Source organism: Stieleria magnilauensis (assembly GCA_007753675.1).
Lineage (GTDB): Bacteria > Planctomycetota > Planctomycetia > Pirellulales > Pirellulaceae > Stieleria > Stieleria magnilauensis.
The window spans coordinates 9588950-9615876 of sequence record CP036432.1; the positions used below are offsets into that span (position 1 = coordinate 9588950).

Genomic DNA, 26927 nt, shown 5'->3' on the forward strand with positions numbered 1-26927 from the left:
TCGAGTCCTGGAGTCTTTGCCTTTACTGTCCTGCGACCTCGAAGACCACTTCGCCCGCCTGCAATTCACCGCCATCAAGATCGCTGACCACATAAGTCAAGAAACACTCAAGTCCGTCGGTGACGGTGAGATTGGTCTCCGCTGGATGTCCTTTGCCGATATCAAAACCCCAAACCGGCGTGATGTATCCGAGGGCCAGCGGCTTTCCACGCTTGACTGTTGGAGTTTCGCCGATGCTGGTCGCCACTGCGCCGCCGATCGTTTTTTCACCGACTTCGACAACGTCCAAGACGTTACCGTCTGCATCCTTCGCGATGAGCTTTTGATGCGAGAAGATGTTTGAAATTGTTGCGTCAATCGGTTTACCAGAAATACTTCGATAGACGAACTCCGTCTTGATCGGCTGACCGACTTGATAGGTTCGCTGACCTGGGATCAACCGAACACCCGCTTGCAAGCCCACATCATTTGGCTGGCCCCAATGGACCACACCGTCCGTCGCCGAGTCGACCGAAACGTGCTGCTGGCGTACTAAGAACGCGTACGTGTGGCCAGGCTTTGCAACTTGGGGCATCACGATTCTCACCGACCAAATCCTGAAGGTGTCACCGTCTAGGCTCCCGAAACTCGGAATCACTTCCAGTTTCGCCCCGTCTGGAATTTGGTGAGTCAGTGCGATCTCTTGAAAGTCCGCGAAAGTTTTGTTGTCAACCGAAGCTTCATTGCGTCGCGAGTTCCAATCCACAATCGCGGCCAGCACTTCATTGATAGTAAGCGGCGGCTGACGCTTGCCATCGACGGAATGATGCATCGCGTTGAACTCGGTGATCGCAGCGGCCAACGGCGTTGCCCGCTCAATCGCGGCGGGCTGTCTGGGAGCCTGGAAGTTCACGGGTGGGGCACGGTATCGTTTGCGAACGAGAACCTTTGAGTGTGTGTAACGGTTAACCAATTCAATGGTGTAAATCTTGATCTCTCCATCATCCGCCACGACCTCCGATTGGCCTCCTTCGATCGTCCATTGCGCTGGCAAAGAGCGTCCGATTCCGAGGTTAGTTAGCAAATCTTTGACTTCGGCGGAAAGCTCGCCATCGGTCTGCAGTTTCCAATGGCTTAGCGAAAGCAATTCGTCGACGGTGAGCCGAGGCTGGTGATCGTCGCCATTGGCTGCGACCATGATATGATTGAACGTTTCGACTTTGCCAGTCAATGTAATGGAGTCCGCAAACGCACCTGCCGCTTGGAATTCGCCGTCACCACGAAGATTGGATGCTGCGTTGCGAATCAAATGAAAATGCCTGTGGTCGATGTAGACCACTTTGATTGCATCGCGCTGGCGAATTGAATGGGGGATCGGATAATCGACTGCTTGTTTTTCGTCGAAATAGACCGTGCATTTGTAATGCGCGTGGTGCAGTTGTGCTGGACCAATCAGAGGATACACGCGAGGAGGATCGATGTAGTCTGCGATTTCCTCTTTCGTTATTCGCACATTCTTTCGCTGCGTTTTCCATAGCGATGAAATGTTGCCCTTGGCAATGTGTTCCGACTCTAGAACCCGGATGATTTCCTGAGCGCTGGGGGGATCCAGGGCAATTGCATTGCCGCCTTGCGTGGTTGGGCCAAGTACTGGCACGAACTTGGCGGGGGGACGCTTTTTGCTGGGAAACGTTTTTTCTGGCTCGTGAACCGCTGTCGATGGGGCAAACTCATCCAGATTATGTCGATCGCCGAAACCGTGCACGCCCAATTCATGCACCTTGTCCGGTGCCAAGCGGACATTGATCTTCGCCAACCAAGTCTCGCCGCGTTTCAATGTCACGCGGTCGCCCGAGAGATGAACGTCGGTTGCTTCGCCATCGACTTCGATGCGGTAATTGCCCGCACTCAGCCGCGTCGTGGCTCCGCCGAGAGCAACGGTGAGTTTGTCGACGATTTCTTCGCCTTGAATGATCCGAATCGGCACGTCAGCCTGTGAATTACTTTCGATACGAATGATGCCTTTGTTCGTTTCAAGAATGATCACGGTTGCGAGGACCACAAAAAACGCAAATGCGGCGGTGGCAATCAGCCATTTTGCGAATCGGCCTCGTGAACCGTTGGCGCTAGCCTTGAAAGTCGACGTGTTGGTTGGAAGACCCGCGGCTAGCCCCGTCGGCTCAGGCGGACGGACCAAGCTGTCAGGTTGTTGCAAATGGACATGCCAGTTTTTCAAAATCTCGGCTACTTCGGCGGCCGCTTGAAAACGCTCGTCAGGCGATTTGGCGAGCAACTTCATAACGATTTGCCCTAACCACTCGGGGACGTCGGCGTTGATGGACCGAATACCGCGGGGTTCGTCGTTGCCGATCCGATTAAGAACGCCCATCGTCGTCTCGGCGCGGAAGGGGCTGCGGCCGGCAAGCATGAAGTAGATCAAGCTGCCGAGTGAAAACAGATCGCTGCGGTGGTCGATCGTGTCGCCGTGAGCTTGTTCAGGGGACATGTATTGCGGTGTGCCGGCGATCACGCCCGAGCGCGTCATGCTGGCGTCGTCGACGGCGCGGGCCAAACCGAAGTCGGTGATTTGCACGCGTTCGACGCCGTTTTCCAGCAACACGTTGGCTGGCTTGATGTCGCGGTGGACGAGTCCCTGGTCATGGGCGGCGGCAAGCCCTTCGGCGACTTGGGAGGCGATGCGGACGGTTTCGATGACCGACAACGGGCCGTCCGCGTCGACTCGCTGTTGTAGACTTTGGCCTTCGACAACCGGCATCACCAAGTACGGCAGCCCGTTGTATTCATCGACGGTTTGAATCGGGACGACATGCGGGTGCACGACGGCGGCGGCACTTCTGGCTTCGCGAGAAAACCGCCGGCGGGCAGCGGCACTGCTGGCCAGTTCGGGGGCCAGGACTTTCACGGCACAATGTCGACCGAGTGACGTATCAAGAGCCTGCATCACAATTCCCATGCCTCCACGACCGAGAATGCGTTCGATTTCGTAGCGGGCGAATCGACCGATCGAGCCAGGATGGTCAGACGGTTGAAGGAATGCGGGGTAAGCTTCCAGCTTGCCGCGTTCCTGCTCCGCAAGCTGGAAGCTTACCCCACCACGCAGCAACTCACCCGCCTTGTCCATCGTCAATCCAACCTGCATCAGCGATTCTAGCGCCGACTGACACTCGCCGCACTCTTGGACGTGCGACGCGATCTCAGCCGTTTCGGAGCCAGCCTCTTCATCCAAAAAGCGAGTCAGCGTTTTGCGGTCATAATGAAAACGGGCAATCATCGTCCTGTACCTCTTTTCGTAGTCTTGCCAACACGCGGCAACGGGCCACGCGAACGCCTCCTTCGGTCTTTCCCAGTTTCTTGGCGGCTTCCGCGATCGAAATCCCCTCGACGGCCGTCATCCAGAACGCATCCCAAATGGGTTGGCTGATCGAACCTCGCATACGTTCGGCGGCCCTCGCCAACAGGGCGCGCTGGTGCTCAATCCGCAGCATGGTCAGTGTTTCGTCGCGTGCCGGTTGCGCCCCCAGCATCGCTTGCACGTCCGAATCACCGCTGCCGACTTCACGAGGGCCGCGCGTCAGTTTGTTGACGACCTGGTCGCGGGTGATCTTCAACAACCAGCCACGAAACGAACCGCATCGTCCAAAATCGAACTCACCAACCTTGCGGCCAACGGTGGCGAAAACATCCTGCGCTAAATCTTCGGCGTCGGCATGTTGCAGCCCACGCCCGCGAGCGACCCGATAGACGACCGGTTGGTACAAATCGATAAACTCCGTCCAGGCATCGTGTGACGCCGGATCATGTAGCTGGCCGATCAGCGACGGTCGTGTTTCGGGATCCTGCAAAATTTGTCTCCACGAGCTACCCACATCCCGGTGTCAATTGTTACAGGAAAAAGGTCGCTTCCCGCGGGTGTCCGATGGCAAGCAGGATGCTTACCCCACCGCTAGGGCGTCAGCATGACGATACTCAAGTCGTCCGGCTTGCCGTGCTCGGAGTGCATCCGCTGGGTCGACTGATCGACCAGCGAGCGCATGCGTTTGATCGGCGGACCGACCCTGGCGAGCGCGCAAACCTCGTCCAGATGCAAGTTATCGAACAGCCCATCGCTTGCCAGCAGGATCGTATCGAGTGCGGCCAGGCGAACGGCCGGTCCGATTTCGATGTGCATGCTCTTGGAACCGACCAGATTGGAGACGTAGTGGCGTTCGTCGTGGTGCATCGCTTCGTCTTCGCCCATCATGCCGGACTGGATGGCATAGCCTACCGGTGAATGGGACGTCGATTTCCACTTGATCAAACCACGTTGGCCGACGACGAGCGCCATGGAGTCACCGACTTGGTAGCCGCGGGCGACGCGATCCTGAACTTCGATCACGGTCAGCGTGGTCGCCGCGCCGATCGCGAGTTCCAGGATTTCGGAATTGGCCCGCTCGATCCCGTCGAGAATCAACGGCCGGAGATCACCGCTGGCGGTTTGGGACGCCACGCTGTCGCGCAGACATTGCATGGCGATGGCCGACGCCTTGTGCCCGACCGGAGCCCCCCCGACACCGTCGGCGACGGCCAACACCAACCCGCCATCCAAGGTTCCGATGACCGCAGCACTGTCGTCATTGGGGTCCTGCTTGCCCGGGCAGGTGCGGGCAAACGCCAGCACACGACCTTGGTCATGGCTGAGGACCTCAGGTTCGTCCATCGCGCTTTCGAGATAGAGTCGCGTCGGTGAGGGAGAGTTGTCGGGGAGCAAACGTGAGCCCTGCGGCGTCGGTGTGGAAACAAAGTGCCCGGAAACGATTTAACTCGATTTTCGTTTACGAATGGCGTGGCGAATCGCCTTCATCCGTGATTTCTCCCAATCCTGGGCCATTTTACCGGCATCGGCGTACCGATCGCGCGGTTTGACGGCAACGGATTTACGGATGATGCCGATCAGGTCCGGATGAACGCGTTTGCGAATCGTCGCCGCGCCGGGAAAAGGCCAGTCGAAGGGATACTCCGGCCATTTGCTGGAAAACAGGCGATAGGCGATCAAGCCGAGCGAAAACACATCGCTGCGGGTCGACGGTTTTCCCATCGCCTGCTCCGGGGGCATGTAGCCGAGTGTTCCGGTCCCGGAACCGTTGATCGTTTGCTGAGCGACCTTGGCGATCCCGAAATCAGCCAGCCGCAACCAGTCGTCATCAAACAGCAGGACGTTTTCGGGCTTGATGTCGCAGTGAATCACGCCCATCGAATGGGCATAAGAGACCGCTTCGAGCAATTGCGACATCAATTCGAAGCCGAGTTCGAAACGCATGCGTTTGGTCAACCGATCATTGAGCGTTCGTTTGGCCAGCGGAGACACGATGACAAAATGCCCGTCAATGAACCGGGCGTCGCGGATCGGCAGGATATTGGGGTGATCCAATTCGATCGTCAACTTGACCTCGCGGCGAAACTCATCGATCAGCTCGGGCGTGACCCATCGTGAATTCGGGATTTTCAGTGCCACCTTGGTCGAAAGCAGGGTATCGGTGGCGGCGTAGACGTCGGCGAATCCTCCCTGTCCGATCCGTCGGTTGAGCCGATATTTTCCCAGACGGCTTCCGACTCGAAGTCGCGGGGCATCGCTGGAGATGGGGTAGTCAGTTCGTTTTGCCATGCCTTTGTCGTCAACACCTGATGACCAGGGGACCCGTTTGTCGTCGCTCGTCGTTTTCGCTCCGCATCACTTTAGCGTCCATCCGGCGACTGCTGCGAGCGGTCGACTGCTGCGAGCGGTCGACTGCTGCGAGCGGTCGACTGCTGCGACGCAGAGAATCGCCCGCTGCAAAGAACGCACCACTTTCCCTATAATAGGAGACGATTTGCCCAATACTCATTGAAAGCTGCGCGCTTTGCGATCGTCTTTTCCCATGGTCCCAGGTTCTTCTCATTCTTCCAGCCAAACTTGGTTCGGCAAGTCCGTCGCTCCCGGCGAATCGGTCAACTCGGAATTGTTGATCACCGAAAGCTACAGCAGTCGGGATGTTGGGATTTCCTTGCGGGTGATTCGGGGGCTTCGCGACGGACCCACGGTTTTCGTCTCCGGCGCGCTCCACGGCGATGAAATCAACGGCACCGGTGCGATCCGGTCCCTGATCGCCGACAACGACTTACAACTCACCGCGGGCACGGTCGTCCTGATTCCGGTGTTGAACGTGCTGGGGTTCGAGCGGCACTCACGCTATTTGCCCGACCGCCGAGATCTGAATCGTTGCTTTCCCGGCAACGCCAGCGGCAGCATGGCGACACGGATGGCCAAGGTGATCTTTGATGCCATCGTACGCCGCTGTGATTACGGAGTCGACCTCCACACCGCCGCGGTGCGGCGGACGAATTACCCGAACGTCCGAGCCGACTTTCGCAATCCCGACTGCATGCGACTGGCCGAAGCCTTCGGAGCCGGCGTGATCCTCGATGGCAAAGGCCCCAAAGGCTCGCTGCGCCGCGAAGCCACCCTGGCGGACTGCCCGACGATCGTGGTCGAAGGCGGCGAAGTCTGGAAGGTCGAACCGTCGATCGTCGAATGCATGAGACGCGGCGTCCTGAACGTGCTGAAAAAACTGGAGATGATGGAGGGTGATCCTGAACTGCCGATCGGGCAGGTCAAGATCAGGCAAACCAAGTGGATTCGCGCCGAACGTGGCGGATTCATGGACTTGCACGTCTCCCCGGGCAGCACCGTCACCGCCGGGCAGCCGATCGCGACCAATAGCACGTTGGTGCACCAAGACCAGAACCAACTGCTCGCCCCCTTTGACGGGATCGTGATCGGGATGTCAACCCTGCCCGCGGTCCAGCCCGGCGAGCCCGTCGTCCATCTGGGACGACTAGCCGGAGCCAAAAGCGCGCGCCGTGTGGAAAAGCACTCACAAGCCGACGAAGTGCAACGGACCGCCCAGGAACATCTCTCGACCAACATCCAAATCGTCGATCCGAATTAACCCCCAACCCTTGACCGCAACGCCATGAAACTCGGAATCCTCTCGCGAAGCATCCGCTGCTACAGCACCCGCCGACTGCGCGAGGCCGCCATCCAACGCGGTCATCAGGTGAAAGTCCTGGACACGTTGAAATTTGCCATCGACCTGAAACCCGCCGAACCGGATCTGTTCTTTCGCGGCAGGCACCTGTCCCATTACGACGCCGTGCTGCCTCGAATCGGAGCCTCCATCACCCAGTTCGGTACCGCGGTGGTCCGGCAGTTCGAACAGATGGATATCTTCACCACCAACTCCTCGGCCGGCATCTCCAATTCCCGCGACAAGCTTCGCAGTCTGCAGATCCTCAGTCGACACCAGATCGGGATCCCCGAAACGACCTTCGTTCGCGACAAACGGGACGTGCTGCCGGCCATCGAACGCGTCGGCGGCTCCCCGGTCATCATCAAACTGCTGGAAGGCACCCAGGGCATCGGCGTGCTGTTGGCTGAATCGGTCAAGGCCGCCGAAGCGATCGTGGAGCTGCTGCAAAGTCAGAAGCAAAACGTGCTGATCCAAAAGTTTGTCGCCGAAAGCAAGGGCAAAGACATTCGTGCGTTCGTCGTCGGAGACCAGGTCGTCGGCGCCATGCGGCGCGTCGCTCAAGGCCAAGAGTTTCGTAGCAATGTGCACCGGGGTGGCGTGACCGAACCGGTCGATCTGCCCGATGACTATCGCGAGGCCGCCGTCCGGACCACCCAAATCATGGGACTGAGAGTCGCCGGCGTCGACATGCTCGAAGGCAAAGACGGCCCCCAGATCATGGAGGTCAATTCCTCCCCGGGACTGGAAGGGATTGAGCACTGCACGCAATTGGACATCGCCGGGTCCATCATCGACTACATCGCCGCCCAAGTCGATTTCCCCGAAATCGATTTGCGGCAACGGCTGACCGTCAGCCGCGGTTACGGTGTGGCCGAAATCCATATCCCCGAAGGATCCGAGTTCGTCAACAAGACCGTTCAGTCATCGGGACTGCGCGAAAAAGACATCAACGCGCTGACACTCTACCGGGGTTCAACCGTCATCCCCAACCCACGCTCGGATCGCGAATTGATGGCCGGCGATCGACTGCTGTGCTTCGGCAAACTGGAACTGATGCGAGGTTTGATTCCCAAGAAGACGCGGCGCATTCGCAAGCCCAAAGTGCTCCACCTGCCCGACCTGCCCGTCGCCCACGAAGCCATGACCAGCGATCCCGAAGAGTCGAGTTCGTAAGTGGTCAATCGCGGTCGATCGCCCCATCGATGCCATGCATGAACCCGGCAAGGAACGCTGGGATGCATTTGTTAGCGGCAGGGCGCGAGCCCTCCGGTCGTGTACCGCGTTTTCAACGCCGGATACCGCACGGCTCGCGCCGTTCCGCTAAAAGATCGACTCGCTGCAATCCCTTCAGGGAAATGGAATCGCTTGCGTTTTCCGTTAACGACAAACCGAGCGTTTTCTGTTAGCGGCAGGGCGCGAGCCCTCCGGTCTTGCACCGCGTTTCCAGGCAGATACCGGACGGCTCGCGCCGTTCCGCTAACAGCTGCCGTTTTCTTATTAGCGACAGAACGCAAGCCGATCCCACCCGCACGCCCCCCTGCGTGAAATATCACAGGGCCAGTGCGCAATAATACATACCCTCCGCGGCGGCGATGCCTACACTGTAGGGACACCACGGACCGCTCTCCTCACGCCTCCCAATCGAGTCACTGCGAATTCCCCAAGCAGGTTGACCCATAGCCCATGAAAACCCTGACGTCCTTCTTCAGTCTTCTGATCGCCGGCGTGATCCTCTTGCCGGGCCAGTCGTCCCACGGCGACGACATCCAGGTGTTGTTTCTTGGTGACAACGGACACCATCAACCCGGCATCCGGTTCCGCGAACTCGAACCGGTCTTGCGGACCCGCGGCATCGCGATGACGTACACCGACCAGATGTCGGATTTGACGTCGTCGAAGCTGGAGCAATACGACGTCTTGGCGGTCTATGCCAACATTGACGAAATCGCACCCGACCAGGCCGACGCCATCCTGGAATACGTCCGCGGGGGCGGTGGGTTTGTGCCGTTGCACTGTGCGACGTACTGCTTTCGCAATGCCCCCGAAATCGTCGCCTTGATGGGCGCCCAATTTCAACGCCACGGCACCGGCGTTTTCCGATCCGAAGTCGCCGCGCCCGACCACGAACTGATGAAGGGATACGGTGGGTTCCAGAGCTGGGATGAGACCTACGTGCATCATTTGCACAACGACACCAACCGCACCGTTTTGGAGTACCGCACCGACCAGGAGGGCCGCGAACCGTGGACGTGGATTCGGACCGAGGGACAAGGCCGCGTTTTCTATACCGCTTGGGGACACGACTCGCGGACTTGGACGAACCCCGGATTCCAGAATCTGGTCGAACGCGGGATCCGCTGGGCGGCGAAACAGGATCCATCGGCCGCCGGCACCTACCTGGCCGATCAAGCCTTTCCCGTTCCCGCGATGACCAAGATCCCCAGCGACGCAGCGGCATTTGAATACGTCGACGTCGGTGGCCAGATCCCCAACTACACGCCATCGAAGCAATGGGGCGTTCAGGGCAAACCGCTGAACCTGATGCAAAAACCGCTCGCGCCCGAAGCGTCGATGCAACACCTGGTGGTCCCCGAAGGCTTTCATGTCGAACTGTTCGTCTCCGAGCCGACGCTCGGCGGCAAGCCGATCTGCATGGCATGGGATGAGCGTGGACGGTTGTGGGTCGCCGAGACCATGGACTATCCCAACGAACTGCAACCGCCTGGCACGGGGCGCGATCGCATCCGCATCTGCGAAGACAGCGACGGCGACGGCCGGGCCGATACGTTCACGGTGTTCGCCGAGAACCTCAGCATCCCGACCAGCATCGCGTTTTCTCGCGGTGGCGTGATCGTCCAGAACGCGGTCGAGACGCTTTACCTGAAAGACACCGACGGAGACGATCGGGCGGACGAACGTCGCGTGTTGGTTTCCGGATGGGATCTCGGCGACACCCACGGCGGTGTCAGCAACTTCCAATACGGTCTGGACAATTGGATCTGGGCGATGCAGGGGTACAACAATTCTCAGCCCGTCGCGGGTGGTCAGACCGAGCGATTTCGGATGGGATTCTTTCGCATGCGTCCCGACGGAAGCGAAATCGAGTTCATCCGCTCGACCAACAACAACACGTGGGGACTGGGGATCAGCGAAGAGGGCTTGATTTTCGGATCGACGGCCAACGGATGCCCGAGTGTGTTCATGCCGATCCCCAACCGGTACTACGAACGCGTCCGCGGCTGGACACCGTCGCTGACGCTGCAGTCGATCGCCGACACCAATGATTTTCAACCGATCACCGACAAGGTGCGGCAGGTCGATCATCACGGCGGATACACCGCCGGCGCCGGCCACGCCCTCTACACCGCCCGCGAGTATCCTCGCGAATACTGGAATCGAGTCGCCTTCGTCAACGGTCCGACCGGACACCTGGTCGGCACGTTCGTGTTGCGTAGCGAGGGCAGTGATTTCCAATCGACCAGCCCCTTCAATCTGCTGGCCAGCGACGACGAATGGACCGCGCCGATCATGGCCGAAGTCGGCCCCGATGGGCATGTCTGGGTGATCGACTGGTACAACTACATCGTGCAGCACAACCCGACGCCGGAAGGTTTCAAAACCGGCAAGGGTCGTGCGTATGAGACGGAACTGAGAGACAAAAAGCACGGTCGTATTTACCGCGTCGTTCCGGATGGTTCTGCGGGAGCCGCCGTGCCTGATCTGCCCAAAGCCGATGCGGCCGGACTCGTTGCCGCGCTGACCCACCCGACCATGCTGGTTCGCAAACACGCCCAGCGGTTGTTGGTCGAACGCGGCCAGCGCGATGTCGCCGACGCCTTGATCGAATTGGTGAGCGACCGTCAGGTGGATGAGATTGGTTTGAATGTCGCCGCGATCCATGCCCTTTGGACGATGCACGGCCTGGGCGTATTCAACGGTGATCACGCAGCGGCCGACCAAGCGGTTGTTTCCGCGCTCCGGCACCCGTCGGCCGGAGTTCGCCGCAACGCCGTCGCCGTGCTGCCCCCGTCGGTCGACTCGACCCAAGCGATCCTGGACTCCAACTTGCTCGCCGATCGAGACGCCCATGTGCGGGTCGCAGCGTTGCTGGCCCTGTCCGATTTACCGACCCAATCCAATGCGGCAACGGCGCTGACGGCGGTGCTCACCCATCCGGTCTCGATGGCTGACCGCTGGACACGCGATGCGCTGACCAGCGCCGCGGCCAACAGCAGCGGTCCGTTTCTGAAATCGTTGGCGTTCGTCGCCGAGGTGTCCGATCAAGCCATCGAACTGATCACGATCGTCAGCGAACACCACGCCCGCGGCGGTGACAACGACGATGCAGCCGAATTGCTCGCCGCGCTCCACGCCGCCCACCCCGCCGTCGTCGAAGCGGTGTTGCAAGGATTCAGTCAGGGCTGGAAACCCGGACAAACGGTCACGCTCGACGACACCGTCGAGGCCAACTTGGAGAAATTGGTCGAACGCGTTTCGCCGGGGTCCAAGGGCTTGCTGGTGCGACTGGCAACCCGCTGGGGCAGCAAACGATTCTCTCGCTACGGCAAAGAGATCGCCGACGGATTGTTGACCGTCGTTCGTGATCCGCAAGCCGAGGAAGCAGACCGAGTCGCCGCCGCGTCTCAGCTGGTCGAATTCATGCAGGATGACGGCGACGTCGTGATGGACTTGCTCGACGAAGTGACTCCGCAAACACCGCCGTCGGTTTCGCTAGGAATCATCGCGGCCTTGGAAAAGAGTCGTTGGGAAGACGTCGGTGTCGAACTGGTCGATCGTCTCGCCACCATGACGCCGGCGCTCAAAAAGGCGACGTTCTCGCAATTGCTCAAGCGACCCACGTCGACCGCCGCGCTGCTGGACGCCGCCGAATCGGGTGATGTGTCATTGGATGAATTGGCACTCGATCAAAAACAATCGCTCGCGGCGCACCCGGACCGTCGACTTCAACGCCGCGCCCAGAAACTGTTTGAACAAGGCGGATCGCTGCCCAACGCCGATCGACAACAGGTCCTGGACAAATACCTGGTGACGACCGATCGGAGCGGCGACGCGGACAAGGGACTGGCGGTCTTCAAAGAACATTGCTCCAAGTGCCATGTTCACGGTGACATCGGCGTCGCAATCGGCCCCAATCTGACCGGGATGGCGGTTCACCCCAAGAAGGAATTGCTCACGCACATCCTCGACCCCAGCCGAAATGTCGAAGGCAACTTCAGGGCGTACAGCCTGCTGAGCGTCGATGGGATCGTGCTGACGGGGATGCTGGCGTCCGAATCGCGGACGGCCGTCGAGTTGATCGACACCGAAGGCAAGAAGAAGAGCGTGCTGCGCGAAGACATCGAACAATTGCGGATGTCGACCAAATCGATCATGCCCGAAGGATTCGAGAAATCAATCTCCATCGAATCGATGACCGACTTGTTGGAATTCCTTACCCAGCGGGGCCAGTTCGTTCCGCTGCCCCTGGATAAATTCGCCACCGCGGTCAGCACCAAGGGGCTGTTCAGCATGTCCGACAACGGCCCGGATCGAATGGTCTTCTCGGATTGGAAACCAAAAACGTTCAAAGACGTTCCGTTCCTGCTGACCGATCCGCTGGGTCAGACCAAGCCGAACATCATCTTGCTGCACGGCCCCAACGGCCCCTTGCCGCCCAAGATGCCCAAGTCGGTTTCGCTCCCGTGCAACAGCCCCGCCAAAGCGATCCACTTGCTGAGCGGAGTCGGCGGTTGGAGTTTTCCCTACGATCGCAGCAAGACCGTGTCGATGATCGTGCGACTGCATTACGCGGGCGGTGAAACCGAAGACCATGAATTGGTCAACGGTGTCCACTTTGCCGATTACATTCGACGCGTCGATGTTCCGGAGAGCGAATTCGCGTTTGCCCTTGGCGGACAGCAGATCCGCTATCTGGCCGTGATGCCGAAGCGGCACGACGTGATCGACACGATCGAACTGGTCAAAGGCCCCGACAACACCGCACCGATCGTGATGGCCGTGACGGTCGAGTCGCTGGACGCAAAACATTGACGGCGCCTGCGAAGGATGGTGCGGAAATGCAACCGTTGGTGTTTAGCCTTGGGGCGATTCCCGGTCGCTGCGACGCAGCGATCGGATTCTCCCACGATGCTCGCGATTTCGTTTATCCTGGTTGATCCTATGACGTGCACCCCGAATCGAAGGTGCGCCATCCAACCTCCCGCCCTCCAAGAACGAACCATGCTCCGTGTCACCGCGATCCGCTTTGCGCTGATTTGCTTTGCCTTGTTCCTGCCGCGTTGTCTCTCTGCGGCGGACGCCAAACCGAACTTTGTGATCATCTTCGCCGACGACCAGGGCTACGGCGACCTGGGCTGTTTCGGATCGACCAAAATCAAAACGCCGAACATCGATCGGATGGCCGCCGAAGGCCGACGATTCACCAATTTCATGGTCGCCTCCCCGGTCTGCACTCCGTCTCGGGCCGCCCTGCTGACCGGGTGCTATCCGAAACGCGTCGGGATGCACCAGCACGTCTTGTTCCCCGCGTCGACCAAGGGACTCAATCCGACCGAGCACACCATCGCCGATCATCTGAAAGCCCAAGGCTATGCAACGGCCTGCTTCGGCAAATGGCACTTGGGGCATCATCCCGAAACGCTGCCACAACAAAACGGGTTCGACACGTACTTGGGGATCCCCTACTCCAACGACATGAACCATCCCGACAACAAGGGCAAGCCCAGGGTGCCGTCGGACGAGTTGTGGAAGAACCAGGAAAGCGCGATCACGCTGTGGAACACGCCGCTGATGGAAAACGAAAAGATCGTCGAGTTGCCGGTCGATCAACGCACCGTCACCCGACGTTACACCGACCGAGCGGTCGAGTTCATCAAAGCGAATCAAGACAGTCCGTTCTTCGTGTACCTGCCGCATTCGATGCCGCACATCCCGTTGTACGTCCCCGAAGACGCGTATGACCCCGATCCGCAAAACGCGTACACCTGCGTGATCGAGCACATCGACGCCGAAGTCGGACGGGTGATGGACACGATTCGCGAACTCGACTTGGCCGACAACACGTACGTGATCTACACGTCCGACAACGGTCCCTGGTTGCAATTCAAGAACCACGGCGGTTCGGCCGGTCCGTTGCGGGCCGGCAAAGGCACGACGTTCGAAGGCGGCCAACGGGTGCCCTGCGTGATGTGGGGTCCCGGTCGCATCCCCGCCGGAACCGAGTGCGACGAGCTTGTCGGCACCATCGACTTGCTGCCCACGATCGCCGCGATCACCGAATCGCCACTTGCCAAAGACCGCAAGATCGATGGCATGGACGTCTCGGGGCTGCTGACCGGAACCTGGGATCAAACGCCGCGTGAGGAGTACCTGTACTACACGTCGCAAGGCGCGATCGAAGGCCTGCGGAAAGGCAAATGGAAACTGTTGGTCAAAAAGAATCGTCCACCCCGCAATCGGCCGAACGCCAAAGTTCCGCCGCCGGAGATTCTGTTGTTCGATTTGTCGCAAGACATCGGCGAACAGACCAACCTGGCTTCGGAAAAACCAGAACTCGTCGCTTCGATGCGTTCCCGAATGGAAGAGTTGGACGCCGAGATCACCGCCAACGCGAGAGAACCCTGGCAAAAGTAGCAAGAGTAGGTCACGCTGTGCGTGACGGAACGTAGGTCACGCTGTGCGTGACAGTTGTATGCACAGCATGCCCTACGGTTCACGGACTCTCGTACTTCCGGCGATACTTCTCCGCCAGCGTCTTGTGCTTGCTGCCCAGGTCCACTTCCGCACCGGCGACGTAGGCGGCGGTGACGTTGGATTCGGTCTGCAAGACATCGCCATCGACGACGATCAACGTGGCGTCTTTGCCGACGGTAATCGAACCGACGCGATCGCCCACCCCCATGATCTCCGCCGGTGACAACGTGATCGCTCGGAGAGCTTGATCGGCCGGCAAACCGTATGCCACCGCGACGGCGGCATGGTACGGCAAGTTCCTGGCCGCCGCTCCGCCACCGGGACTGCCCGCCCCCGCACCACCGATCGCGAAACGGATCCCTGCGTCCATCAACCGGCGTGGCAGCGTGTAGGGGTGGTCATAGGGATCGTGGCGTCGCAGTGGCAATCGATACGTCGCGTGGACGATGACCGGCACATCGTATTTCTTCAACATCGCCGCACACAGCGGTGCGTCATAGCCGCCATAGATGATCGGCCGGATCCCGCGTGCAACGCAAAACGAAACGGCCGCCTCGATTTCACGCCGCGAATCGGCGTCGATGATCATCGGCGTCGTGCCTTCCAGGACCGGCACCAACGCTTCGAGTCGCAGATCCGTCGGTGTCGCATCGGGGCGTGCCTGTCGGGCGATGGCATAACGAGCCGCAGTCTCCAAACGATCCGAAAGTCGTTTCAATCGTTCATCGCGTTCTTTGGCACGATCCGCTTCGTTGCTTTTGCGCGAATCATAACCGCGCCAGTCGACCACCAACCCGGTATCGCCCTTGAGCAGCATGTCTTTGTAGGTCCAGCCGTCCAACTGAATCACGCCCGACTGACCACGGATGTCTCCGCGTTTGGGTGCGATCGACGCCAGCAGCACGCCTCCGGCCCGGGCGACCGGGATCCATTCGCTGTCGGCATTGACCGCGACCCAGGGTCGGAGGTTTCCGTTTTCGTGTCCGACCTCATCGGTATCGATCGTGGAACGCACCGCGTTGACTTCGGCCAGACCGATGTTGGACAGCGATTCCATCAGCCCGGGATAGACGTGTTTGCCGGCGACGTCGACTCTCTGGCATCCCTTCGGCAACGCCACCTTTTTCCCCACCGCCGTCACCGTGCCTTGATCAAAGACGACGGTGCCGTTTTCGATTTGACGGCCATCGACGGGATGAATCGTCCCGCCGACGAGTGCGATCGGTTTGGATTGCGGCGTCCCCGGAATCTGGTCGTGCGCGGCGGCGGTGCAGGCGAGGCCAATCATCATCGCAGCGACCGTCGCAACAGCCAGCGCGGCGAGGGACTCTTTCGTCAAACTGTTTCGCATCTTCATCGTTGCACTCCACCGTGGTTGTGTCCGGCGTGTTGGTCTTGTTCGTCGTGGTGGTCGTGCCCATGACAATACTCGTCATATCTCAACCAGCGATCTTCTTCTGCGACCTCCCCTTCTTCGCGACTCGATGCGCCGAAGTCTTTGTCGAGTATTTTTCCGATCAGCAAGGATCGCCACCGCGCATCCCGCTGACGACGCTGGCGATCCTGATCGATTGAAAACATCATCCGGCCGTCAACCCAAGTCTGTTCGCAGCGGGAAAGTGTCGACAGCGGCTGTCCGCTCCAGACGACCAGGTCGGCGTCTTTGCCGATTTCGATGGAACCCACTCGGTCGTCGATCCGCAACTGTTTGGCCGGATTGAGCGTCACAAACTTCAGCGCCTCTTGCGGTGGCACACCGCCGTATTTGACCGCTTTGGCGGCTTCGGTGTTCAAATGCCGCGCCAGTTCGCGATCGTCACTGTTGAACGAAACGACGATGCCGACGTCATGCATGATCGCGCCGTTGTAAGGGATCGCGTCGTAGACTTCGAATTTGTACGCCCACCAGTCCGAGAACGCCGACGCCATCGCACCGTGCTGCTTCATACGGTCGGCGACCTTGTAACCTTCCAAAATGTGTTGCAATGTTCCGATCGTGACATCAAACGTGTCCAGCAAATCCAACAGCGCCACGATCTCGTCCTGCCGATAACTGTGGCAATGGATCCAACGTTCGCCGCGGAGGATTTCCGCCACCGCTTCGAGTTCGTTGTCCACGCGCGGTGGCAACCCGTCTCGCAGCCCGCTGCGCCAACGCCGATGTTGTTCGTCGTATTCTTTGGCGGCCAGAAACCGATCGCGAAACAACTGCTCGACACCCATCCGGCTGGAAGGGTAGCGTGTCGGTGACTCGGAACGATTGCTGCGTTTGACGTTTTCTCCGAGCGCGAACTTGATGCCCGACGGGGCCTCGGCGAACTTCATCGCCTGCATGCCATCGCCCCAGCGCAACTTGATCACTTGGTTTTGCCCGCCGATCGGATTGGCCGATCCGTGCAAGATGTTGGACGTCGTCAATCCTCCGGCGAGTTGACGATAGATGTTGATGTCGCTGTTGTCGATAAAGTCGCCGACGCGAACTTCTGCCGTCACCGCTTGCCCCGATTCGTTGACACCGCCGTCGGTGGCCATGTGCGAGTGGCAATCGATCAACCCCGGCGACAGGTGCTTGCCACGGGCGTCCACAATCACGCACCCTTGGGGCGGTTCCAGCGAAACGCCGATGGCAGTGATCTTGCCCTCGACGACCAACACGTCCGTGTTTTCAAGCACGCCGAGGTCACCACAGGTCCAAACGGTCGCGCCGCGAAACAGAACCGCGGCTGCAACAGGTACGGGCTCGGTCACGCCGAGCCCACCGAGCGGATGCGTGATGGCGATTTCATTCAGAATCGAATCGTCCGTTTGATCCGCATCGGATTTCACCTCGTCGGAATCATCGCTCGCAGCGTCCTCCTGATTGTCCTCCTGATTGTCTTCGTCCGACTTCGCGGCATCCGTATCAGGCGATTCGGCACGTTGCCAGTCCAATGTTTGCGACGTTCCGTCGGGCAGCGTCAGGGTCGAAAACACGGTCAACGCATCCGCATCAGCGACACTGACGATGGTGATCCGTGTCGGTCCGTCGGGCAGTCGATCGTCGGTACCGCCCAGGTCAGCCCAAGCGGTCAAGCGATCGACCGCACGGGTGACCTTGTTCAGCTTCGCCGAAGCCTCATTTTCTTTCTCTTCGTTTTTCTTTTCGTCTTCTTTCTCGTTTTTCTTTGCGTCAGAGTCTTTCTTTTTCTTCGATGCATTGCCGGCCGATTGCGTTGGGGGTGGATTCTCGCTGACCACCTTGCCGGACCACTTTTTCTTTTCCCGTTTCAATTCCAGACGTACTGGGATCCGTTTTCCATCGATCCTGATGTTTGTTTTCCAGTGGCCGACCAGCGCATCGGGATCCGGGTCGGACGAAGCGTCGTGTTCGAATCGTTTTCCCGCCACCCAGGTCTCCAAGACCTTGCCGTCTTTGTCGAACAGGTCTCCCTCGGTCACGACCAGGTTGGCGAGCGAACCGACGCGTACTTGACCGACCAGATCCTCGACGCCGAACAACCGCGCGGGTGTGGTCGTGACTGCGGCCAAGGCGACATCGGGCGACAAGCCGCGATCGACCGCCGCACGGATGTTCTTAAGAAACGTCTTGGGGTCGTCCAACCCGTCGGACGTCAAACAAAACGTCGCACCGGCCGCGGCGAGCAAGGCGGGGTTTTCGGGGGCAAAATGCCAGTGCATCAATTCCAGCGACGTCACATCGTCGGCGGCGGCTTCGGAGCTGACATCCGGTGCGTCGGGAAAATCGACGGGAACCAACAGCGGTCGGCCGGCGTCGGTGATCGCGTCCAAGTCGCGATACTCCCGCCCCGATCCGCGGATCACCAGATCGAGCGAAAACTCATCGGCGAGTTGATCGGCTCGCAGTGCCATCCGTTCGTTCGGGGCATCAATGATAAACAGACCACCGGTTCGGTCGTCGGCCAGACGGGTCAGGTCGTCATTCCGGGTCGGTCGCGGCAATTCGGGTTTGGCGTTGTACGCTTGCCAGGCACGCGTGTACCACTCTGCGTCGGCCAGCGTTTGACGCAGTAGCGCGATCGCGCCCATCGGCGAATTCGGATAGCTGTCGCGGCGTTTGTCGCGTGGCACGGTCAGTTGTATGTGCTGCGCGACGTCACGATCAACCAGACTGACGCGACTGGTTCCATCGAGCAATACCAAACAACTCGAACCCTTGACGATCGCGCCCTGGGGCGCAATCAACCGCATCGTCACACCCTGCGTTCTCGATGCCGCGACATTCGAAACCGACTCGATGGCCGCTGCGGCGGCGCGTCGCGGCAGGACGTTCCCGTTCCAGTGGCCGGTGCCTCCGGTCGGCGGTTCCGGCGTGTCCACTTCGCCATAACCATCAATCAGTCCGGCGTAGATCGTTTTGCCGGTGCAGTCGATGACGAGTGCACCGGCTGGAGGCGTGATGTCGATACCCACGGCGACGATCGACGTGCCCTGAATCGAGACCGACGCCGATTCCAATACTTGACCGGGCTGAACGACAACGCGGGCGTCCTTCAAAAACACACGATCCGGGGGATTCTCTCGGAGCCCCACGACGGGTCGGGCGTCTCCGGGATCTTGCGCGACCGCAGCTGAAATGGCGAACAGGGTCAGTAAACAGCCGAGTAGGCATTTGCGTTGGCGCAGCATCGGGATCACACAGTCGGCGGGTCGAGTGGGTAGGCAGCGGCCTATTGTAGCTCGACTCTCGCGGCAGTCGTGTCTTCACAAATCGATTTCCCTTGCGTCAGATCAACGCAGATGCTCTGAAATCCGCTGATCGAGGTTTGCCTGGGCGTCGGTAAACGACGCCAGCCCCGCCAATGTCATCAGACTGTCAATCGCGAGGTCGCCGCGGACGATCCGATCTTGCCAGCGTTGGTGGTTGGGGATCTTTCCGTCTTCGGCAATCGTGCTCAGTTGCTCGTCCGCCATCACCGGGAACAGGTCCTCAAGATCGTAATCGGCGGCCATCTCTCGCAACTGGTCACCATCGGTTGGGGGTGAGAGAATCGCCTTTTGCACGAAGGACCGCTCGATCTTTCGCACCGCCCACAATTTTTCCAAGTGCACCGTTTCAGGATCAATCTTGTCGAAGAGATGAACGTCGTAGGTGTCGTGAAGTTGAGATTGCCAGGGATCCTGCAGTGTCTCTTCCGCCTGGCGCGCGACTTTCAGAGGCATCGTGATCACATCGACACCGGCCAGACGCGGCAATTGCGAAGCCTCGCGGAGGCTGGCGGCGATCTGTCGCGTGTCGGTCCTTGACAATCCGCGGGTGAACGTCGCGACTTCGCCTTGGCTGGCCAACGTCGTTTTCTCTCCGACCAGATTTCCGTCGCCCAACTGATTCTCAGCGACGTATGAATTCAATCGCCCCAGAAACACATTCACGAACGAGGGCCGTGAGAGTGCCGTGGCGACGTAGTTCTGCCGGGCGCTGAACCCGAGCGTACAATTGACGCGAATGTCTTCATCACGGAGTTGCTTGATCGCGATCAGGCCGGCAGGAGTCAGCGGCACCTTGACGATGAAAAACTCGGGACAGATCTGATGACAGCGTCTCGCGTAAGCCAAAGTCGCTTCGGTGTCATTGGCGACATCGGTGTGAAGTTCGACACTCACATCGCAACGGAACCGCTCGACCAACCGCAACGCATGCCTGACATTCAGGATGAATGCGATCTCACGCAGCAACGCTTGTCCACGCAGGTTGCCAACCAAGTCTTGAGCCGACGGGATGAGGTCGTCATAGATTCCGTTTTGAATCTCGCGGTTCAACAACGTGTTATTGGTCGTCAGCCCACTGAACTGTTCGTTCCAGAGCGAATCGATCGACTCGATATCACCGCTATCGATCCACAGCGACGTTTCGGCACCGTTGATCCGCTGCCAGAACGAACTCGGCTGGACCTCACGTGGTGGCGAATCCAGGTCGATGCCATCGTGGACAAAGGCAGCAATGCGTTCGACCTGCGGAGAATCGGGGGAGATGATTTCAATTGATTTGGCGGTGTCTAGGTTTGACATGTTCGCTTACTCCTATCGTTGAATTGTTTCAGATTGAGAGTTTTGGATCTGTAAGGTTGCGGGCAAAGCGTTTCGTCACGGTTTGGCCGCGTGCTGGATCCATCCGGCTTTGACGAATCGAATGAGCCACCACACAAACAGGCTCGCAACAACGGCAGTGCTCACCCAACTCAGTGGCGTCACCAATTGCGAGTAGTGATCAGCCAACCACCAACCCAAGGAGGCGAGTAGTGCCGTCCAAAGTACTGTTCCAAACGCGGTGTACAGACAGAACTTCCCGATCGGCATGGCGGCGAATCCCGCCGGCACGCTGATCAGCGTCCGCAACCCTGGAATCATGCGGCAACTGAACACCGCCCAATGCCCCCATCGCTCGAACCACTTGTCCATCCGCTCGATATCGGAACGAGAAAGGGTCAACCACCAACCGTGTCGTTGCACCCACGCGGTCAATCGTTCTTGCCCCAACCATTTCGCAAAGAGATACCACAGCAGGGCGCCGATGAACGAACCAACGCTACCCGCCGTGACCACGCCCACGAAGGACAGGTCACCTTGACTGACGGCGTAGCCAGCCCATGGCATGACGACTTCCGACGGGATGGGGGGAAAAATGTTCTCGGCCAGCATCATCAGACCGACACCGACAAGCCCGAACTGATCAAGAATGTCGTGAATCCAGTCGCTCATACCCGTTGTTCCTCGAAAGAGACCAAAACCGTAGGCGTTGCAAATGAAATGCCGATCCGGAGTCGCGGTCTGGCGCGAGCGCGGCATTGGAAAGCCCTAGACCGCTACGCGAAGCGTCATTTCGTCGGGTTGAAGCCCGTAAGGCTCGCGACAAACGGCTGATCGTCGTTTGAGATCAGCCGGTTCGCGCCAGCGTCCGGGCGTCCCCTATTGATGCCCACTCAGCGGTATTGCCCGAAAGCGTGGAAACTGGAATCGCGTCACACAGATCGCCACAAAGCCCGGGGGCATGGTCGATTTCGGAGCACCCGTTGGCCGGTGACGCACCCCATTGACCGGCTCGACACCTGATCGACAAACGGATCTTCCACTCTCGACGCTCGATTTGGTATGGGCTCGATTGCAGTCGCTTCGCCACCAACCGCCTCGCCATGGAAGAAATGATGTCCCCCACCCGGATTGCTAGCTTTGCGTGTGTTGTCGTCCTCGGAGTTTGCACGGCGGCGGGTGCGGATCCGCCGGTCACCGGCTCGGGACCGTTCGCCGACGGCAAGGTGATTCACGCGGTCGGCAGCGGGACGGTTGCTTCGCGGGCGTTGCAGAAAACGTCGTTCACCGTCCCCAAGGGTCAAATCAAGTTTGAGGTTCAAATCCTGTCGGTGGATTCGGAAACGCGCGACAAGATTTACGCCGAACTGGGTGACGAAAAAGTCCAGACGCAGATCACGCAGGTGACCGATCCGTCCGCCGAAATGATCGCCGATGAGGAACTGGACCTTGGCAGCCGACACACCGTGACGACCAGCAGCATTGTCTCCACCGCCGTGATCAGTGCCGATCAAGTCGAGCGACTGTATGTGCTGGCGCAAGAGAGCGACAACAGCAAGGTGCTCGCGCGTCCGAACATCATCGCCGGCGACGGACAAGCCGCCTCGCTGCAACAGCAAGTGCAACGGCCGTTTCTGTCGGATCTGCAGGAGGTCGAGCACGAAGGACAGGTCGCGGTGCAAACTGGCATCCACGTACTCAGCGAAGGCACCGACGTGACGGTCCTGGGCGAGGTCGACGGCGAAGCATTGAAGGTGCGGACCAAGATCCAACATTCACGAGTGGCCGATGTCAGGCAGCACCACATCTACGGTGTCGGCGAAGGGCAAAAGACGATCCAGGTGCCCAGCCATGAAGTGCGACAGGCGACCGCGACGGCAAGGTTGTTGCCCAAGCAAACGCTGTTGCTCGATCCTTATTTTCAGTCCACCGATCGACCCGAGGCCGTCACGGGTACACCGATCCTGTCGAACCTTCCCTACCTGCAAAAGACGTTCAAGCAAGCCGAACCGAAAGCCGTTACGATGAACACGATCGTGCTGCTCAAAGCGAAACAGTTGTAGCAGAGACAAAGGGGTCAGCAGAGACAAAGGGGTCAGGCCTCTTTGTTGAGCGAATTGCATCAAAGAGGCCTGACCCCTTTTTCGGAATTGAGCGAATTGCATCAAAGAGGCCTGACCCCTTTTTCGGAACTGACCCCTTTTTCGGAAACCACGTCATGTCGCGCGTCGGGAAACTCTTGATCTTGTTGGTGAGTTTGCTCGTTGCGTTTCCTTTTGCGTATCCGCTGTGCCGTTCGTACTTCCGCGGTGATGTCGCGACGATGCAACCGCGTGCCGGTGCGACCAATCGCGTGTCTCCGGCTGGACCGGCCACGGGGAATCCTCCCGTCGCCGACTCGCCGTCGACCGTGCCAGATCTACCGAGCCCCGATTTGGTTGCTCCATCGACCGAAGTCTCTCAATCGGGTGGGCAACAAAACTGGCGACTGATGTTGCAAACGCCGGGGGCAGAGCTGAAACCGTTTCGATTGCTTGTGGCTGCCAGTGGTCGATCGTCTGTCCATCCGAACAAGCCGATTCTCGCCAGCCCACGCGGACGCAACGTTCAGTACTGGGACTTGGAAACCGCATCGCTGATCGAAACACGGCGTATCGATCCATCGGCCGACCACACGTTGTTCACCAGCGCAACCTATTCTCCCGATGGTCAGCTGCTCGCATTCGGTTCTCCCTACGGCCCGATGAAATTGCTGCGACTGGCTGACGACACTCTGGTGCCGATCCCCACCGATCGCAGCATCAACGCGGATCGGATCGCATTCCATCCCGACGGCCAGCGATTCGTGGCGGTCGGTGAACGCACCCCGGAGGGACGCAACATTCCCAACGCTCATTGGGTCGATTTACGCAGCGAACAGTCGCATCCATTGGTGTCCGATGAAGTCAAAGTGGTCGATGCAAACGTCAGTGACGACGGAGCATTCATAGCCATCGCGGAAACGCAAGCGATTTCGATTTACGAAACCTCGTCACTGCAACAGCGAGTGCGATTTCCGCTTGCCGAGGAACCGACGCTCGTCACCCCCAGCCCAGACGGAAATTGGATCATCGGATTGACCGACGGAACCGTGCGAACCTGGTCCGCCCGAACCGGTGAGTTTGTGGAAAACGGGAATCTTCAATTCGGCCCCCGACGTGTGATCGCCATGGACCGATTCGACGACAGCAATCGATTCTGTGTCTTGACGGGCGAGGAAGAGATACTGATCTGGGACCGTGACACGGGGACGACTCGTGTCATCGGGCACCACGAGACCGCGCACTGCATCAGCGCCCTTGGCGGGCAGAAGGGCGTCATCACGGTCGGATACAACAACGGAACACGCACTTGGCACCTACCTAGCGAGGACGCCATCGGTTCGGGGTCTGGTCGCGAGTCTTCTGCCGATTCGGTCTTGGCTTGGTCACTGGTCACCACTTCGTCAGACGGTTCAAGAATCGCGGCCGTCGGCAAGCACGTTCACGTCTGGAATGTCGGCGACGGGAAATGCATCACAGCATTCGAGCCTAAAACGCGTTGGATTCATGACGTTCACTTGTCGCCCGATGGATCGTTGATCGCGCTGGTCGGTCAGGGATTGACGACGGAGGTCTGGTCGGTGAACGACGGCCGTCCGCTTGCCGACTATGCCGATCCCGCGGGGGAATCTCGATGGCCGACCAATATTGATCGTCGATCCCGATGTGTCCGTTTTTCTGAGAATGGCCAACAACTTTTGGTGGCCGAACAGGATGCACTTCGAATCTACAATGTTCGTTCGCGAGAGCGGGTGGTCGAATTGGCCGAAGTCGCACGACGAACCGGCAACGTCCGAATCTCGATGATCCAAGCCATCGACATCGACGAGCGAATCGGGCGAATCGCACTGGCACAAACCGACCGAATCGTGATCTGGGACCCTGAAGAAGAACGTGTATTGAAAACAGTGCAAACCCGAGGTTCGCTCGATTCGGAACACCCGGGTGTGTTCTTCTCGGTCGACGGAAAACGCTTGGTCGTCGGCCATTTATTCCGCGTTGTGGTCTACGACATCGCCTCCGGACGCAACATTGACGAATTGAGATCACACTGGGTGCACGGCAGACTGGGTGATGATTGGCTGGTCAGCGATCGTGGCGGCCAGCTGTCACGGTGGTCACCGGCGACCGAATTCGTTCCCGTTTACGAGCGCAGACAGCGCGGCGAGAACTTGCAGCCCCTGATGAAAGTGCGCGGCCAGTTGAAGGCCATTGCGTTGACAGGGGATCGACAGATGGTGCTGATCGACCAGGACGAGAAGCCCCTGCTGTATCGCAGGTGAAACAAGTCGTCACAGGCAGTGTCCACTGCGCTCGGCCGCGGGCTACTTCGATTTCCAGACCGGGTCGTGATGGGACTCGCTGGACGATTCGAACCAGCGGGTGAGTGTCATCTTTTGGCGGGTATAAAAGTGGACGCCTTCGGTGCCTTGAATGTGCAGGTCCCCAAAGAACGATTGATTCCAACCGGTAAACGGCAGCCATGCCATCGGCGCGGGCACGCCGACGTTGATGCCGATCATGCCGGCATTGAAGTGACGTTTGAATTCGCGTGCCGCGTACCCGTCACTGGTGAAGATCGAGGCGCCGTTTCCGAACGGACAGGACTTGCCGATCGCCAGCGCCTCTTGCAACGAATCTGCGCGCACGACCGACAACACCGGACCAAAGATTTCTTCTTTCCACAGCGGCATGTCCGTGGTGACTTGATCGACGACGCTGGGACCGAGCAGAAAGGCGTCACCGGCATCCACTTGGCGTCCGTCCAAAACGACCTTGGCCCCCGCTCGCTCGGCCGTTGCTAAATAACCTGCCACACGATCGCGATGGTCGGCGCTGATCACCGGTCCCATCTCGGCTGCGTCATTGTTGTCGGTCGGTGCGACTTTTAGATTGCCCGCGAAACCGACCAATTGATCGAGCAACGGTTCCGCGGCTGAACCGACGGCGATCGCGACCGAACCGGCCATGCATCGTTGACCGGCACAGCCGAATGCCGATGCGGCGAGCGCCTTGGAAGACTGGTCCACGTCGGCGTCGGGCATGATGATCAAATGGTTTTTGGCTCCGCCGGCAGCCTGCACCCGCTTCCCGGCCGCGGTTCCGACTTGGTACACATGTTTGGCGACCGATGTCGAACCGACGAACGACACCGCTGCGACGCCGCGATGTTGCAGCAGCGCGTCGACGACTTCTTTGCCGCCGTGGATCAGATTGAGCACCCCGTCGGGAAGTCCCGCCTGGATCAATAACTCGACCAATCGGATCGCACTCAGCGGCACCTTCTCGCTGGGTTTGAGCACGAACGTGTTTCCGCACGTGATCGCGATCGGAAACATCCACAGCGGAACCATGTGGGGAAAATTGTAGGGCGTGATTCCCACACAGACGCCGACGGGATGTCGATTCGTTTCACCATCAACACTCTCGGCGATTTGCGGAAACGTGTCGCCGGAGAGCATCACGGGAACGCTGCAGGCGAATTCGACCATTTCCAGTCCGCGTTGGACTTCCGCACGGGCTTCCCCGTAGGTCTTGCCGTGTTCGCGAGTGACCAGCCGGGCCAATTCCTCGAAGTGACGGGCGATCAGTTCGCGATAGGCGAACATCACGCGAGCCCGCTCGACAACCGGGGTTTCAGCCCACTCGGGCAGGGCATCCCCGGCCGCGGCGACAGCGGCATCGACGTCGGAGACCGAGCCGACCGGAGTTTTTGCGATGATTTCGCCGGTCGACGGATTGAACACCGGGGTCGAAGCGTTAGCAGCTCCGCTGTCCATCCATTTCGATCCGATCCGCAGCTTCGCCGTCGGTGTCTCTGTACTCATCACGCATTCCGTTGAGCTGGCGTTCGCTTGAATTTGGGAGTGAAATCGGCTGGCGATTACCTGCCGATTCAAGTCGTATCACGAAAATGACCCGATGTTGTTAAGCTTAGCGTTGACGTGATTGAAGTGGGATAGGCTTTCAGGCTGTCGTCCAGGCAATGGCAAGCTGGAAGCGTTACCCCACTTTAGACGCGGCAAGCTGGAAGCTTACTCCA

The 26927-nt window shown here is 59.2% G+C and carries 15 protein-coding genes; 6 read left to right on the forward strand and 9 right to left on the reverse strand.

Annotated elements, in window-relative coordinates:
- Window positions 1-22 precede the first annotated feature (22 nt).
- From TBK1r_RS34405 to TBK1r_RS34420, 4 genes are all read right to left on the reverse strand, one after another.
- On the reverse strand, window positions 23-3271 hold the full coding sequence (locus TBK1r_RS34405) for a serine/threonine-protein kinase (protein WP_145220303.1): 3249 nt from the start codon (window positions 3269-3271) through the stop codon (window positions 23-25).
- A complete protein-coding gene (locus tag TBK1r_RS34410) occupies window positions 3249-3842 on the reverse strand; it encodes an RNA polymerase sigma factor (protein WP_419580684.1) in 594 nt (197 codons plus the stop codon). The genes TBK1r_RS34405 and TBK1r_RS34410 overlap by 23 nt, the downstream gene beginning before the upstream one ends.
- A 101-nt stretch (window positions 3843-3943) precedes the next feature.
- A complete protein-coding gene (locus tag TBK1r_RS34415; RefSeq protein ID WP_145220305.1) occupies window positions 3944-4696 on the reverse strand; it encodes a PP2C family protein-serine/threonine phosphatase in 753 nt (250 codons plus the stop codon).
- A gap of 99 nt (window positions 4697-4795) precedes the next feature.
- On the reverse strand, window positions 4796-5641 hold the full coding sequence (locus tag TBK1r_RS34420; protein WP_145220307.1) for a serine/threonine-protein kinase: 846 nt from the start codon (window positions 5639-5641) through the stop codon (window positions 4796-4798).
- 253 nt (window positions 5642-5894) lie between these two features.
- Here TBK1r_RS34420 and TBK1r_RS34425 point away from each other — a divergent pair, with 253 nt between their 5' ends.
- The 4 genes from TBK1r_RS34425 (at window position 5895) to TBK1r_RS34440 (ending at window position 14699) form a co-directional block, all read left to right on the forward strand.
- On the forward strand, window positions 5895-6965 hold the full coding sequence (locus TBK1r_RS34425) for a succinylglutamate desuccinylase/aspartoacylase family protein (RefSeq protein WP_145220309.1): 1071 nt from the start codon (window positions 5895-5897) through the stop codon (window positions 6963-6965).
- Between the two features lie 24 nt (window positions 6966-6989).
- Entirely contained in the window at window positions 6990-8219 is a 1230-nt protein-coding gene (gene rimK, locus TBK1r_RS34430) for a 30S ribosomal protein S6--L-glutamate ligase (protein ID WP_145220311.1), read from the forward strand.
- 510 nt (window positions 8220-8729) lie between these two features.
- Window positions 8730-13097 (forward strand): PVC-type heme-binding CxxCH protein, encoded by a 4368-nt coding sequence (locus TBK1r_RS34435; protein WP_145220313.1) that lies wholly within the window; start codon window positions 8730-8732, stop codon window positions 13095-13097.
- A 189-nt stretch (window positions 13098-13286) separates the two neighbouring features.
- Window positions 13287-14699: a sulfatase family protein gene (locus tag TBK1r_RS34440; RefSeq protein WP_145220315.1), complete on the forward strand. Its 1413-nt coding sequence runs from the start codon at window positions 13287-13289 to the stop codon at window positions 14697-14699.
- A gap of 79 nt (window positions 14700-14778) precedes the next feature.
- Here the strand turns inward: TBK1r_RS34440 and TBK1r_RS34445 are convergent, their stop codons facing one another.
- From TBK1r_RS34445 to TBK1r_RS34460, 4 genes are all read right to left on the reverse strand, one after another.
- A complete protein-coding gene (locus TBK1r_RS34445; protein WP_145220317.1) occupies window positions 14779-16116 on the reverse strand; it encodes an amidohydrolase family protein in 1338 nt (445 codons plus the stop codon).
- Window positions 16113-19406 (reverse strand): amidohydrolase family protein, encoded by a 3294-nt coding sequence (locus tag TBK1r_RS34450; protein ID WP_145220319.1) that lies wholly within the window; start codon window positions 19404-19406, stop codon window positions 16113-16115. The genes TBK1r_RS34445 and TBK1r_RS34450 overlap by 4 nt, the downstream gene beginning before the upstream one ends.
- 102 nt (window positions 19407-19508) lie before the next feature.
- Window positions 19509-20786: a transaldolase family protein gene (locus TBK1r_RS34455; RefSeq protein ID WP_145220321.1), complete on the reverse strand. Its 1278-nt coding sequence runs from the start codon at window positions 20784-20786 to the stop codon at window positions 19509-19511.
- A 75-nt stretch (window positions 20787-20861) separates the two neighbouring features.
- Window positions 20862-21476 carry a DedA family protein gene (locus tag TBK1r_RS34460; protein ID WP_145220323.1) on the reverse strand — a complete coding sequence of 205 codons (615 nt, stop codon included), beginning with the start codon at window positions 21474-21476 and terminating at the stop codon, window positions 20862-20864.
- Between the two features lie 440 nt (window positions 21477-21916).
- Here TBK1r_RS34460 and TBK1r_RS34465 point away from each other — a divergent pair, with 440 nt between their 5' ends.
- Both TBK1r_RS34465 and TBK1r_RS34470 read left to right on the forward strand, forming a co-directional pair.
- Complete coding sequence (locus tag TBK1r_RS34465) at window positions 21917-22867, forward strand: hypothetical protein (protein WP_372894400.1); 951 nt, start codon at window positions 21917-21919, stop codon at window positions 22865-22867.
- A 155-nt stretch (window positions 22868-23022) separates the two neighbouring features.
- Window positions 23023-25167, forward strand: a complete 2145-nt coding sequence (locus TBK1r_RS34470) for a WD40 repeat domain-containing protein (protein WP_145220327.1) — start codon at window positions 23023-23025, stop codon at window positions 25165-25167.
- 42 nt (window positions 25168-25209) lie between these two features.
- Here TBK1r_RS34470 and TBK1r_RS34475 read toward each other — a convergent pair whose 3' ends face one another.
- Window positions 25210-26712, reverse strand: coding sequence for a CoA-acylating methylmalonate-semialdehyde dehydrogenase (locus TBK1r_RS34475; RefSeq protein WP_145220329.1), 1503 nt, complete (start codon window positions 26710-26712; stop codon window positions 25210-25212).
- Window positions 26713-26927 lie beyond the last annotated feature (215 nt).